The 13,362-nt window shown below is 32.9% G+C and carries 14 protein-coding genes; 10 read left to right on the top strand and 4 right to left on the bottom strand.

What is annotated here, in order from left to right; genetic code table 11:
* The first annotated feature begins 3 nt into the window (after positions 1-3).
* From Q0828_RS15525 to Q0828_RS15485, 9 genes are all read left to right on the top strand, one after another.
* On the top strand, positions 4-1,083 hold the full coding sequence (locus tag Q0828_RS15525) for an LptF/LptG family permease (RefSeq protein ID WP_298423006.1): 1,080 nt from the start codon (positions 4-6) through the stop codon (positions 1,081-1,083).
* Complete coding sequence (locus Q0828_RS15520) at positions 1,070-1,981, top strand: DMT family transporter (RefSeq protein WP_298423003.1); 912 nt, start codon at positions 1,070-1,072, stop codon at positions 1,979-1,981. Before Q0828_RS15525 ends, Q0828_RS15520 begins: the two co-directional genes overlap by 14 nt.
* 51 nt (positions 1,982-2,032) lie before the next feature.
* Positions 2,033-2,986, top strand: coding sequence for an acetyl-CoA carboxylase carboxyltransferase subunit alpha (locus Q0828_RS15515; RefSeq protein ID WP_298423000.1), 954 nt, complete (start codon positions 2,033-2,035; stop codon positions 2,984-2,986).
* Between the two features lie 157 nt (positions 2,987-3,143).
* The gene (gene dnaB, locus Q0828_RS15510; RefSeq protein ID WP_298422997.1) at positions 3,144-4,694 is read left to right on the top strand and encodes a replicative DNA helicase; all 1,551 of its coding nucleotides are present in this window, start codon (positions 3,144-3,146) and stop codon (positions 4,692-4,694) included.
* Between the two features lie 13 nt (positions 4,695-4,707).
* The gene (locus tag Q0828_RS15505) at positions 4,708-5,853 is read left to right on the top strand and encodes a lycopene cyclase family protein (protein WP_298422994.1); all 1,146 of its coding nucleotides are present in this window, start codon (positions 4,708-4,710) and stop codon (positions 5,851-5,853) included.
* A gap of 225 nt (positions 5,854-6,078) precedes the next feature.
* Positions 6,079-7,350: an asparagine synthetase B gene (locus tag Q0828_RS15500; RefSeq protein WP_298422991.1), complete on the top strand. Its 1,272-nt coding sequence runs from the start codon at positions 6,079-6,081 to the stop codon at positions 7,348-7,350.
* The gene (locus Q0828_RS15495) at positions 7,347-7,604 is read left to right on the top strand and encodes a hypothetical protein (RefSeq protein WP_298422988.1); all 258 of its coding nucleotides are present in this window, start codon (positions 7,347-7,349) and stop codon (positions 7,602-7,604) included. Before Q0828_RS15500 ends, Q0828_RS15495 begins: the two co-directional genes overlap by 4 nt.
* Before the next feature lie 87 nt (positions 7,605-7,691).
* Positions 7,692-7,883 carry a hypothetical protein gene (locus tag Q0828_RS15490; RefSeq protein WP_298422985.1) on the top strand — a complete coding sequence of 64 codons (192 nt, stop codon included), beginning with the start codon at positions 7,692-7,694 and terminating at the stop codon, positions 7,881-7,883.
* 553 nt (positions 7,884-8,436) lie between these two features.
* Positions 8,437-8,670 carry a hypothetical protein gene (locus Q0828_RS15485; protein WP_298422982.1) on the top strand — a complete coding sequence of 78 codons (234 nt, stop codon included), beginning with the start codon at positions 8,437-8,439 and terminating at the stop codon, positions 8,668-8,670.
* A gap of 167 nt (positions 8,671-8,837) precedes the next feature.
* Here Q0828_RS15485 and rplT read toward each other — a convergent pair whose 3' ends face one another.
* From rplT to thrS, 4 genes are all read right to left on the bottom strand, one after another.
* The gene (rplT, locus tag Q0828_RS15480) at positions 8,838-9,182 is read right to left on the bottom strand and encodes a 50S ribosomal protein L20 (RefSeq protein ID WP_298422979.1); all 345 of its coding nucleotides are present in this window, start codon (positions 9,180-9,182) and stop codon (positions 8,838-8,840) included.
* A gap of 97 nt (positions 9,183-9,279) precedes the next feature.
* Positions 9,280-9,477 carry a 50S ribosomal protein L35 gene (rpmI, locus tag Q0828_RS15475; protein ID WP_298422976.1) on the bottom strand — a complete coding sequence of 66 codons (198 nt, stop codon included), beginning with the start codon at positions 9,475-9,477 and terminating at the stop codon, positions 9,280-9,282.
* 36 nt (positions 9,478-9,513) lie between these two features.
* Complete coding sequence (infC, locus tag Q0828_RS15470) at positions 9,514-10,026, bottom strand: translation initiation factor IF-3 (protein WP_298423751.1); 513 nt, start codon at positions 10,024-10,026, stop codon at positions 9,514-9,516.
* Between the two features lie 59 nt (positions 10,027-10,085).
* The gene (gene thrS, locus Q0828_RS15465) at positions 10,086-12,029 is read right to left on the bottom strand and encodes a threonine--tRNA ligase (protein ID WP_298422973.1); all 1,944 of its coding nucleotides are present in this window, start codon (positions 12,027-12,029) and stop codon (positions 10,086-10,088) included.
* Positions 12,030-12,377: 348 nt separating this feature from the next.
* Here thrS and Q0828_RS15460 point away from each other — a divergent pair, with 348 nt between their 5' ends.
* On the top strand, positions 12,378-13,229 hold the full coding sequence (locus Q0828_RS15460) for a hypothetical protein (RefSeq protein WP_298422970.1): 852 nt from the start codon (positions 12,378-12,380) through the stop codon (positions 13,227-13,229).
* The last annotated feature ends 133 nt before the right edge of the window (positions 13,230-13,362 follow it).

Raw genomic sequence — 13,362 nt, 5'->3', positions numbered from 1 at the left:
CGTATGAAGATATTAGATTGGTACATCATTAAAAAATACCTAGCAACATTCTCTGTAATGTTATTGCTTTTTGTTCCTATTGGAATTATGGTAGATATTTCTGAAAACATTGACAAAATGTTAGCTTCAAAAGCGCCAGCAGGTGCTATTGTAGTGTATTACATCAATTTTGTTATTTACTTTGCCAATCTATTATTTCCTATATTTTTATTCTTATCGGTAATTTGGTTTACCTCCAAAATGGCAAACGACACAGAAATTATTGCCATTCTTAGTTCAGGAGTTTCATACTTACGTTTCTTACGCCCGTTTCTTGTAGCGGCTTCTATAGTAGCAATCACTGCATTTGTGATGGGAATGTTTATTGTTCCGAATGCGAGTAAAGGTTTCAATGAATTTAGATTTGAATACATTAAAAAGAATCGTAAAAAAGTAAGAGACAATACCGAAATATATAAGCAAGTATCCGACAATGATTTTGTGTATCTAAAAGGTTTTAATTTTGAGCAGAAAAACGGAAGCTATTTTACATTAGAACATTTTGAAGACAATGTGTTACAGTATAAAATACAAGCACGTTCTCTAAAATACAATGAAGATGATAGTACATATACGTTACGTGGATTTAAAAAGCGACACATAGGTGCTATGAATGATAGTATTATTACACAAAGACGATTTGACACTATCTTCCCTTTTGAAGTAGAAGACTTAACGCCTGTAACATATATGGCTGAAACATTAAACTATAAAGAACTCGATAAATTTATTGTAAAAGAACGCTTAGCGGGTTCGCCAAATGTAAGTAAGCATTTATTAGTAAAGTACAAGCGTTGGAGTTTGCCAATTACTGCTTTTATTCTAACTATTATAGCCGTTGCGGTATCATCTATGAAACGTAGAGGAGGAATGGGAATAAACTTAGCTTTTGGTATTTCGATAGCTTTCATATACATATTCTTTGATAAAATATTTGGAACAATGGCTGAGAAATCTGGATTCTCTCCAATGATGGCTGTTTGGGTTCCTAATATTGTTTTTGGAGTTTTAGCGCTATATTTGTTGTATAATGCTAGGCGATAAACTTAAAAACTATCTACATCTACATTTGCTGGTTTTTATTGCAGGATTTACTGCAATTCTAGGAAAGTTGATAACAATTCAAGCAATTCCACTAGTATGGTATCGTATGCTTATTGCTGGTGTTATTATGTTTGGATTTATTAAAATTTCAAAGATCAACTTAAAAATATCGCTAAAAACATTCTTTAAATTTGCCATTGCCGGAATTGTAGTAGCATTGCATTGGATTACATTTTTTGCTGCAATTGATGTTTCAAATATATCGATCACTTTAGTAATGTTTTCTACAGGAGCATTTTTTGCATCATTCATAGAACCTATTATTTATAAGCGTAAAATAATTTGGTATGAAATTATTTTTGGAGTTATTGTAATCATTGGTGTTTCTATCATCATGAATAGCGAATTTAAATACATTAACGGAATCATATTAGGTGTAATATCTGCATTTTTATCCTCACTATTTGCCGTATTAAATGGTAAATTTGTAGAAGAACACAATGCTACAACCATTTCTTTTTATGAGTTCATATGTGGAGTACTATTTATATCTATCTATCTTGTCTTTGCAGCAGACGGTTTTGGAAATGAAGAATTTTTCTTTCTGAGTACTAACGATTGGATTTATATCATAATATTGGCATCAGTCTGTACAGCATATGCTTTTATTGCATCAACACATATAATGTTATATATTAGCCCTTACACAGTAGTGTTAACTTATAACCTAGAAATAATATATGGAGTTTTATTAGCCTTGCTATTATTTCCAATAGATGAAAAAATGACGCCAGAATTTTACTACGGAAGCTTACTTGTAGTGGCAACTGTACTAGCAAATGGTATCATAAAAAACAAAAGGAAAAGAAAATCCGATGTTGGCATTGATGTTTCCTAAATTAAAGTTTTATATTTGTAAACTGAAACAACTAAACATATCCTCAAAAGCATGGAATATTTAGATTTTGAGCTGCCTATAAAAGAATTAGAAGAGCAACTGACAAAATGTGTCGCTATTGGACATGAAAGTGATATTGATGTTACTGAAACATGTCAGCAAATCGAGAAAAAATTAGAAAGTACCAAGAAAGATATCTATAAAAATCTATCAGCTTGGCAACGTGTACAACTATCACGTCATCCAAACAGACCGTATACATTAGATTATATCAACGCATTATGTGGAGATACATTTTTAGAATTACATGGTGATAGAAATGTAAAAGATGACAAAGCAATGATTGGTGGACTTGGTAAAATTGGAGATCAATCATACATGTTTATTGGTCAACAAAAAGGATACAACACTAAAACTCGTCAATATAGAAACTTTGGAATGGCAAACCCTGAAGGATATCGTAAAGCATTACGCTTAATGAAATCAGCAGAGAAATTTGGAATTCCTGTAGTTACGTTAATTGATACACCAGGTGCATATCCAGGATTAGAAGCTGAAGAGCGTGGACAAGGAGAAGCTATTGCGCGTAACATTCTTGAAATGACACGTTTAAAAGTCCCTATCATTACAGTCATTATTGGTGAAGGAGCTTCTGGTGGGGCTTTAGGAATAGGTGTTGGAGACAGTGTATTAATGTTAGAAAATTCATGGTACTCTGTAATATCTCCTGAAAACTGTTCGTCAATTTTATGGCGTAGTTGGGAACACAAAGAAAAAGCAGCTGAAGCGTTAAAACTTACAGCTACAGACGCAATGAAAATAAAAGTGATTGACGCTATTATAAAAGAACCACTTGGTGGAGCACATACAGATAGAGAAGGAACTTTTATTGCTGTCAGAGATGCTATTATTGCAAATTATGACAAATTAAAAAACTTATCACAAGCGGATTTAGTGAGTTCACGAATGGACAAATATTCAAAAATGGGTGAATTTAAAGGATAAACCCATACAACATAAGGAAATATAAAAATCCGAAGTTAACGCTTCGGATTTTTTTTCCGCTTATGAACAAAATTTAGTAACTTATCAACAATGTGTCGTTAAGATTCGACCTAAAATTAAAACCTCTAAAGTAAATCAATTGTTTACTTTCGCAGTCATGGAAAATGTAAACCCTAAGAAAACATATAAAGCTGATAAAAGTAATTTAATAAGTCTTGAGAAAGGAAAATTACCTCCGCAAGCCGTCGATCTAGAAGAAGTTGTACTTGGTGCAATGATGATTGACAAAAAAGGTGTGGATGAAGTAATTGATATTCTAAGTCCAGAAGCATTCTATAAAGAAGCAAATCGATTTGTTTTTGAAGCAATTTTTCAATTATTTGAAAATTCTGAACCAATTGACTTATTAACGGTTTCTTCTCAATTGCGTAAAAATTCAAAGTTAGATTTGGTAGGTGGTGATTTCTATTTGATTTCACTTACGCAAAAAGTATCTTCATCTGCGCATATTGAATTTCACGCACGTATCATTTTGCAGAAATTTATTCAACGTAGTTTGATAAAAATATCGAACGAAATTATTGAAGATGCCTATGATGAAACTACGGATGTATTTAGTTTGTTGGACAAAGCAGAATCACGTTTGTATGAGGTAACACAGGGAAACATTAAAAAATCTTCGGAAACGGCGCAGAGTTTAGTAATTCAGGCAAAGAAAAAGATTGAAGAAATTTCCAATAAAGAAGGGTTAAGTGGTGTTCCAACTGGTTTTACAGAGTTAGATAAACTAACTTCCGGATGGCAACCGAGTGATTTAATTATTATTGCAGCACGTCCTGGTATGGGTAAAACAGCCTTGACATTATCGATGGCACGAAACATTGCTGTAGATCAAAATATTCCTGTAGCTTTCTTCTCGCTGGAGATGGCATCTGTACAGTTAATTACACGTCTAATTTCTTCGGAAACGGGACTTTCGTCAGAAAAATTACGTACAGGTAAATTAGCGAAACACGAATGGGAACAATTAAACGTAAAAGTAAAAGGACTTGAAAAGGCACCTTTATTTATTGATGATACACCTTCACTTTCCATCTTTGATTTACGTGCAAAAGCACGACGTTTAGCGTCGCAACACGGAATCAAAATGATTATGATTGATTACTTGCAGTTAATGACGGCTGGAGGAAGTCAAAAAGGAGGAAACCGTGAACAGGAAATCTCAACCATTTCACGTAACTTAAAAGCATTAGCAAAAGAATTAAATGTTCCTGTAATTGCCTTATCTCAGTTATCACGTGCGGTAGAAACGCGTGGAGGAACAAAAAGACCATTACTTTCAGATTTACGTGAATCAGGAGCGATTGAGCAGGATGCCGATATTGTATCGTTTATTTATCGTCCTGAATACTACAAAATTGAAGAATGGGATGATGATGAACGTTCACCAACGGAAGGGCAAGGAGAATTTATCGTTGCAAAACACAGGAATGGTGGTTTGGATAACATTCGATTGAAATTCTTAGGACACTTAGGTAAGTTTGATAACTTGGAAACATTCGATTCTCCGTTTGAATTCCATTCAAAAATGAACGAAGCAGCAAATGATGATACGTTCAAAACGGATAATTTGCCAAGTGCTGACGAAGCTTTTGGGAGTTCTATGAATAACGATTTTAATCCAGACGATAACGAAGTTCCCTTCTAAGAAATTCCTATAGATGAAATATGATTATATAATTGCAGGATCAGGATGTGCAGGACTCAGTTTGCTGTACAGAATTTTAAAAGATCCGCAGTTGTGTAAAAAGCAAATCTTAGTTATAGACAAAGAGCAAAAAAATAAAAATGATCGTACTTGGTGTTTCTGGGAAAAAGGAAATGGATTATTTGAATCTATTGTGACACATCAATGGGAAACCTTAGAGTTTTTATCGAACGATTTTCAGCATAAATTTGACATGACAAATTATCGTTATAAAATGATTCAAGGAATTGATTTTTATAACTATGTGATCAATTTTGCAAAGCAATTTGAAAATATAACTTTTACTTCTGAAAATATTACGGGAATTACTTCTGTAGATGATTTTGCAGAAGTTACTACCAAAAATGCTACGTATCAAGCAGCGTATGTGTTCAATTCTACGAATCTTTTTTATCCAAAAATGGACACAGCCAACTCGTTATTACAACATTTTGAAGGTTGGGTAATTAAAACTAAAACTCCAGTTTTTGATGCAACTGTCGGTCGGTTGATGGATTTTCGATTATCGCAAGAGCATGGCGCAACTTTCATGTATGTATTGCCAACAAGTGAAACGGAAGCTTTGGTGGAATATACTTTATTCACTGAAAAAATTCTGAAAAAAGAACAATACAAAAAAACACTAGAAGGTTACATTAAAGACTATTTAAGTATTGATAATTATGAAATTTTGCATACTGAATTTGGTATTATTCCAATGTCATTAGCTAAATTTTCGAGGAGCGTTTCAAACGGAAAACATATTATCAACCTAGGAACGGCAGGTGGATTTACAAAAGCGAGTAGTGGTTATACGTTTCAATTTGTGCAAAAACACACTGAAAATATCATTGAATTACTTAAAAAAGGAAAACATCCAAATCCAAAAGTAACATTTAGAGAAAAAATGTATCAATGGTACGATAGAACTTTGCTAGAAGTCATTCTATCTGAAAAATTAGAAGGAAAAGAAATCTTCACTACGATATTTAAAAATCGAAAAATTGAAACTATTTTGGCATTTTTAGGGAATGAAAGTTCCATTCTAGAAGATATCAAAGTGATGAGTTGCCTGCCAATTATGCCATTTTTAGTTTCAGGATTGAAGCAGCTGAAGTAATTTTGTGGGTATTATTCAACAACTTGTTCCGTATGAAAGAGTGTCTGATCTATTTTTACAAACAATGTAGAGTCAGTTTCGAGTGCATTTAATCAAAAAGAATTTCAAAAAAAATAAAAAGCGATAACCTGTAAAGCATTGGCACAATTGGGTATTCTGTTATAGAAACGATAAATTCTTTTGCATAGGTGTAATTTTGCGTATCTTTCCCTTGTATAAAAGAAAATGCAATTGAAAAGTAAAAATCTCATCACTCTTATCGTTCTCTTATTGTTTTCAGTAAGTAGTTACGCGTCATATATTCTCATTCCAATGGATGTAGAATCTCAAAAAGATCATTTAAAAGCATACGGAATTACCTATTGGTCTTTGGAAAAAAGGATCAAAGTAAAATGGTTGCTCAATTATCGAGGTGGCTCATTTTTATTGCCAGCAATTGATGCGGTTGAAAAAGAATGTAAAATTAGAGGTGTTTCATATGAAATCCTTTCTGATTCAAAAACGGCTACAATGTTAGCAGAAATAGCAAGTCCAAGTAAAAATCAAGAAGCTGTTATTTTAGAAAAAGCACCAAAAGTTGCAGTATATTCTCCAAAAGGAAATGTTCCTTGGGATGATGCGGTAACGATGGTATTGACATATGCGGAGATTCCGTATGATGTAGTTTACGATGAAGAAGTTTTGGCAGATGGTTTGGTTCAGTATGATTGGTTGCACTTGCACCATGAAGATTTTACAGGTCAATATGGTAAGTTTTATGGGATTTACAGATCAGCGCCTTGGTACATTCGTGAAAAGAAAGAAGCTGAAGCATTGGCTAAAAAACTAGGATACGATAAAGTATCAGAGGAAAAACGTGATGTTGCTCTAAAAATAAGAGATTATGTTATTGGTGGTGGATTTATGTTTGCCATGTGTAGCGCAACAGATAGTTTTGATATTGCATTAGCGGCTGAAGGTGTAGATATTTGTGAACCAATGTTTGATGGAGATGTGTCTGATAGAAACTACCAAAACAAAATAGATTATAATAAAACATTTGCATTTACAGACTTTGAACTTGAAAGAAGTTCTACAAAATATGAATTTTCATCTATTGATATGACTGCTAAAAGGCGAATTGCAAAAGATGCAGATTATTTCACGTTGATGGATTTTTCAGCCAAATGGGATCCAATTCCAACCATGTTATGTCAAAATCATACAGCTTTGGTGAAAGGCTTTATGGGGCAAACGACAAGTTTTGATCGCTCTCAAATAAAACCATCAGTACTAATATTGGGAGAAAATAGAACTAATGGAGAAGGGCGTTACATTCATGGAATCAAAGGAAAAGGTTTTTTTACATTCTATGGTGGGCATGATCCTGAGGATTATCAGCATAGAGTAGGAGATCCTAAAACGGAATTAGAACTACATCCAAATTCTCCAGGTTATCGATTAATCTTAAATAATATTCTTTTTCCAGCTGCAAAGAAGAAAAAGCAGAAAACGTGAAAAAACACCTTTTTTTTGTTATTGTAAATATAGTTTTTATTCAGATCGGACTTGCTCAAAAAGGAGGCTTGGTAGTGGATAGCGCTTATGGAGAAGAATTATATATACGAACAGATTCGACAATGATCATGTCATATAGTAAGGTGTATTCAAATCATGAATTAAAAAAAGATAGTATAAAGATCGTAGATGATATTAAGGTCTACTTGTCAGATGTTGCTATGTATAAAGAGAGTAAAAAATATACATATTAGATTGTAGGCATTAATGAAATATCATACAATAGAAATGTAGCTCCTGAAAATTTTGTTTCTGAGTCATATATTATTAAAAAGGTTGCCTTGGGAAAAGAGTGGAGGAAAGTAGTATTTTCTAGTTTAGATAAGATAAAAAATCAAGATGTTACTTCAGTTGATACTTTGGACTGTATTAAATTTGATGAAAATGGTTATAGAATAGTTTTTGAAAAGTTACTTCCTATAGCTAATACTTTTGTTTTAATTCGTGAAAATACTAGTGAACAAAAAGTGTGACTAGATGAATATACATCGCTTGATTATTCTTTTTTTACAAAGCACGAACCGCAGAAAGTAAAAAGTATTCAATACGCAATTGCAAAAGAACTTGTGATTTTTCACTACATAGATGCAGATTTCTTTAGTCTGTATTATCAATGGAAAAAGTAATATATATATATATATATATATATATTAGTATTCTGATATATCCATAAATCATCTAATTCACGCTAACTATGGTTTTCATTTTCATACTTAATAAGTAGCTTTAAATCACTTATTAATTTAAAACCATGTATTATGTTAGAAAAATTTGAACAGTTTAAAGTTGAAAAGCCAAACTCTATTACTGGAGGTTATACAGCTACAGATGATTTATGGAAATGGCGAAAGTAGTTACTTGTAAATAAGTAGTACCTATTAACTTAAAGCGAGCTGTAGCTCGCTTTTTTCATTTAAAAATTTGTAGAATTAGAGTTGCATAAATCATTCAATTTAGGGTAGCTTGTGTTTTTAATTCCAGAATTTATAGGTTGTTTTGTTTCATTATTAATTAAAATCAAATTATATGAAAAAAAGCAAATTGAGACAATTGTCACTAAACAAAAAGGTGATATCAAAGCTAGATCTTTTAAACAAGAAAGGAGGAAATATTGATAATTCATTTAAAGAGTGTATTCGTACACTTGACGTGAATGGAATTAATATTTGCTTTGAGACGAAAGAAAAAACATGTGGCGTTAGCGTTATAGGAACCTGTATTACACAAACAGAACTTCCTACCTGCAGAGATTGTGTGTAAAAAAGAAGTTTGTAAGTGTCAGCAGAAATAAAAATCCTGACTTATTTTTGATGTATTACTTACGAAGCTTTAAGTAAATTAAAAATTATATTGATTGATGTATATAAAAAAAGCCAACTCATTTGAGTTGGCTTTTATAAGCGAAATATATATTATTATTTGACGATTTACTTTACTTTATCAACGATTGCTTTGAAAGCTTCTGGGTGATTCATTGCTAAATCGGCCAAAACCTTACGGTTTAATTCGATGTCATTAGCTTTAACTTTCCCCATAAACTTAGAATAAGACATTCCATTTAAACGAGCACCCGCATTAATACGAGTAATCCATAATGCACGGAATGTTCTTTTCTTGTTTCTACGGTCTCTGTATGAGTAACTCATAGCTTTGTCAACCGCATTCTTTGCAACTGTCCAAACGTTTTTACGTCTTCCAAAGTAACCTTTGGCTTGTTTTAATACCTTTTTTCTTCGGGCTCTACGAGCAACCGCGTTTACTGATCTTGGCATACTTTTAAATGTGTTTTTGTAGTAGGCGATTCAAAATTGAATTCTTTTATTGAGCCTAACTCCAGGGTTTATAATTTGATTTAACCGAAAGAACGGATTACTTTAAACGTAATTGTTCTTTAATACTATTAACATCACTATCATGTACTAATGTACTGTGAGTTAATGCTAGCTTACGCTTCTTAGACTTCTTTGTTAAGATGTGGCTTTTGAAAGCGTGCTTTCTTTTAATTTTACCAGTTCCAGTAAGCTTAAAACGCTTCTTAGTGCTGGATTTTGTTTTCATTTTAGGCATAATTCCTAAGTTGTTTAAATACTTCGCTTATTATTTTTATTTCTTTTTTGGTGCGATGAACATAATCATACGCTTACCTTCTAATTTTGGCATTTGCTCCACTTTCCCTAGTTCTTCTAGTTCTTGCGCTAATCTTAACAATAAGATTTGACCTTGATCTTTATAGATAATAGAACGTCCTTTAAAGAAAACATATGCTTTTAATTTGGCTCCTTCTCGTAGGAACTTTTCAGCATGCTTCTTTTTGAACTCATAATCGTGATCATCAGTTTGTGGACCAAAACGAATCTCCTTAACAGTTACTTTCGTTGCCTTGGCTTTTAATGATTTTTCACGTTTTTTCTGTTCATAAAGGAATTTCTTGTAATCCATTATTTTACAAACAGGTGGATTAGCTTTAGGTGAAATTTCAACTAAATCTAATTCTTGTTCTTCTGCTATGGCAAGCGCTTTTCTTGTTGGGTAAACACCAATTTCTACATTGTCTCCTACAAGTCGTACTTCAGGAGCATTGATTTTTCTGTTAATTCTGTGTGGATCTTCCTTGATTTCTCGTCTAGGAGCTCTACTTCTTTTTCTTCGTATTGCTATGGTTCTAAAATTTTAAGTTAAACATTAAATGGTTTCAAGCTATTATTTATTTCTTCTTTGACCATGTCAGCAAAAGCTTCCATCGTTAAAGTTCCAATATCGCCAACTCCATGTCTTCGTACAGAAACTGTGCCATCTTTCTCTTCTTGCTCTCCAATGATAAGCATAAATGGGACTTTGCTCATTTCTGCCTCTCTAATCTTCTTTCCTACAGTTTCGTTTCTGTTATCTATTTGGGCGCGAATTTCGTGATTTTCTAACAAATTTAAAACTTTTTTCCCGTAATTCTCATATTTTTCACTGACAGGTAATAGAATAGCCTGTTCAGTCATGAGCCATAATGGGAAATTTCCGCCTGTATGTTCTAGTAAAATTGCAATGAATCGTTCCATACTTCCAAACGGTGCACGGTGAATCATAACTGGTCTGTGTAACTCGTTGTCGCTTCCTTTATATGTTAAGTCGAAACGTTCCGGTAAATTATAATCAACCTGAATTGTTCCTAATTGCCAGCTTCTTCCTAGCGCATCCTTTACCATAAAGTCTAACTTCGGTCCGTAGAAAGCGGCTTCACCATATTCAATAACATAATTAAGTTCTTTTTCTTTAGCGGCATTAATAATAGCGCTTTCTGCTTTTTCCCAATTCTCATCAGAACCAATATACTTTTCTGGCTTCTCAGGATCACGTAAAGAAACTTGAGCTGTAAAATCTTCAAACCCTAACGATCCAAAAACATACATAACCAAGTCAATTACATTTTTGAACTCTTGATCTAATTGATCTGGTGTACAAAAAATATGTGCATCATCTTGTGTAAATCCTCTAACGCGAGTCAATCCATGTAATTCACCACTTTGTTCGTAGCGATATACAGTTCCAAATTCTGCGAAACGTTTTGGTAAATCTTTGTAACTAAAAGGTTTTGCATTGTAAATTTCACAGTGATGTGGGCAATTCATAGGTTTTAACAAAAACTCTTCATCTGCTTTTGGAGTCGTAATTGCTTGAAAACTATCTTCACCATATTTAGCATAATGACCAGAAGTTACATATAAATCTTTCTGTCCAATATGTGGAGAAATCACCATTTCGTAACCAGCTTTTTGCTGAGCTTTCTTTAAAAAGCTTTCTAGCTGACCTCGCAATGCTGCACCTTTAGGGAGCCATAATGGTAAACCTTGTCCAACTTTTTGTGAAAAAGTGAATAATTCTAACTCTTTCCCAAGTTTTCTATGATCACGTTTTTTAGCTTCTTCTAAAAGTGCTAAATATTCTTTCAATTCTTTCTGTTTAGGGAAAGAAGTCCCGTAAATACGTGTAAGTTGCTTGTTGTTTTCATCTCCTTTATAATAAGCACCTGCAACACTCATGATTTTAACAGCTTTTATAATTCCAGTATTTGGAATATGTCCACCGCGACACAAATCTGTAAATGTATCATGATCACAAAAAGTAATAGTTCCGTCTTCTAAACCTTCAACAAGTTCAACTTTATAATCATTTCTATCTTTATAATAAGTCAATGCTTCTTCTTTAGTTGCAGAGCGCATTTTAAAATCATGCTTTCCTCTTGCAATTTCAAGCATCTTATCTTCAATAGCTTTAAAATCTTTATCGGTAATGGTGTCATCTCCCATATCCACATCATAATAGAACCCGTTGTCAACAGCTGGACCAACCCATAGCTTAGCATTTGGGTACAATTCCAAAATAGCTTGCGCTAAAATATGTGCAGAAGAATGCCAAAAAGCTTTCTTTCCTTCATCGTTTTTCCAGGTGTATAATGTAAGGTCTCCATCTTCTGTAAGTGGAGTGGTGGTTTCTAAGGTTGTACCATTAAACTTTGCCGAAATAACATTTCGAGCAAAACCTTCACTAATATTCTTGGCAACATCCATTGGAGTGGCACCCGAATCAAATTCTCTAACTGAGCCGTCTGGCAATGTAATTTTTATCATACAAAAATAAATATTAAGCCAACAAAGATAATACGAACCAAAATCCTGTACAATATATATAGGTATAATATCAAAAAAATATTACACAGCTTAAAAGAGGTTAATATATATAGTATAGTCAAACAAAACATGTTCATGTTTATACAGTTTAACAAAGTTTGATAACAGGGGCTCTTGAAGAGGAGTATGATCGAAATAGGTGAAACAAAATATAAAACATTATTTGCTGTTTTTTCAACTCTTTTTTTTCACTTTCACCTCTAGTATATTCACGTTCGCAAACATTTATGCTAGTGAAATAGTATGTAATACTTTGATTTGTGGAAAATTAAACAAATACAAATTAAAATGATGAAAAAAACAATCAAAGAAACAGCGTACTTATTAATGGCATTTATATTTTCATTACAAAGTTGTAGTAATGATGACGGTGAAGCTTTAGTGGATTCGGAAACAAATGCAAGTGTGGTTCAATTATCAAATGATTCTACTTTAGGAAGTATTTTAACAGATGCTAGTGGTAAAACTCTTTATTTCTTTTCTAAAGATACTAAAGACACTTCAAAATGTTTAGATGGTTGTATTGATGTTTGGCCAATTTTTTATTCTCCAAATGTCGTGGTAGGTACGGGATTAAGTACTTCAGATTTTGAAACAATTACACGTTCCGATGGTGAATTACAGACGACTTACAAGGGTTGGCCTTTATATTATTTCGCTAGTGATAATGCGGCGGGAGATACGAATGGAGAAGATATAAATAATGTATGGTATGTTGCTAAGCCAGATTATTCGTTAATGTATGCAAAATCTCAATTGGTAGGACATGATGGTAATAATTACACAAGTAATTATACCTTAGGTGATGGTGAAACAAGTTACATTGTAAATGTTAACGGTAAAACATTGTATACGTTTGCTAATGATACCAATAACAATAATAACTTCACAAACTCAGACTTTTCAAATAATAGTGTATGGCCAATTGTAGAAATAACATTGGATCAAATACCAAGTATATTAGAAAATAGTGATTTTGGTACAATCGATGTTCATGGAAGAAATCAATTAACTTACAAAGGATGGCCATTGTATTATTTTGGGCAAGATGTTGCACGTGGAGATAATAAAGGGATTAGTTTTCCGGCGCCAGGAGTTTGGCCAATTGCAAATGTAAATATTGCAATAGCTCCAAATTAGATTCATGGAAACTATGGCTTCTTTTCGTAAAGCATAGTTGAATCATATTTATATAGTTTACTGAATTTGGGTTTTCCGTTTTTTTCTTTTGATAATTAAAAGAAAAAAACGGTCACGCTTTCGTCAGTCGCTC

Origin of the sequence: uncultured Kordia sp., assembly GCF_947496985.1 — a bacterium.
Taxonomy (GTDB): domain Bacteria; phylum Bacteroidota; class Bacteroidia; order Flavobacteriales; family Flavobacteriaceae; genus Kordia.
The sequence above is the reverse complement of the archived record's forward strand: the minus strand, read 5'-3'. Positions and strand labels throughout refer to the sequence as shown.

Excerpts from the sequence above, each read along its gene's own strand:
- Q0828_RS15525 (WP_298423006.1), top strand. The coding sequence starts at position 4 with ATGAAGATATTAGATTGGTACATCATTAAAAAATACCTAGCAACATTC.
- Q0828_RS15515 (WP_298423000.1), top strand. The coding sequence starts at position 2,033 with ATGGAATATTTAGATTTTGAGCTGCCTATAAAAGAATTAGAAGAGCAA.
- Q0828_RS15520 (WP_298423003.1), top strand. The coding sequence starts at position 1,070 with ATGCTAGGCGATAAACTTAAAAACTATCTACATCTACATTTGCTGGTT.
- rpmI (WP_298422976.1), bottom strand. The coding sequence starts at position 9,477 with ATGCCTAAAATGAAAACAAAATCCAGCACTAAGAAGCGTTTTAAGCTT.
- Q0828_RS15460 (WP_298422970.1), top strand. The coding sequence starts at position 12,378 with ATGATGAAAAAAACAATCAAAGAAACAGCGTACTTATTAATGGCATTT.
- Q0828_RS15485 (WP_298422982.1), top strand. The coding sequence starts at position 8,437 with ATGAAAAAAAGCAAATTGAGACAATTGTCACTAAACAAAAAGGTGATA.
- Q0828_RS15500 (WP_298422991.1), top strand. The coding sequence starts at position 6,079 with ATGCAATTGAAAAGTAAAAATCTCATCACTCTTATCGTTCTCTTATTG.
- Q0828_RS15505 (WP_298422994.1), top strand. The coding sequence starts at position 4,708 with ATGAAATATGATTATATAATTGCAGGATCAGGATGTGCAGGACTCAGT.
- rplT (WP_298422979.1), bottom strand. The coding sequence starts at position 9,182 with ATGCCAAGATCAGTAAACGCGGTTGCTCGTAGAGCCCGAAGAAAAAAG.
- dnaB (WP_298422997.1), top strand. The coding sequence starts at position 3,144 with ATGGAAAATGTAAACCCTAAGAAAACATATAAAGCTGATAAAAGTAAT.
- thrS (WP_298422973.1), bottom strand. The coding sequence starts at position 12,029 with ATGATAAAAATTACATTGCCAGACGGCTCAGTTAGAGAATTTGATTCG.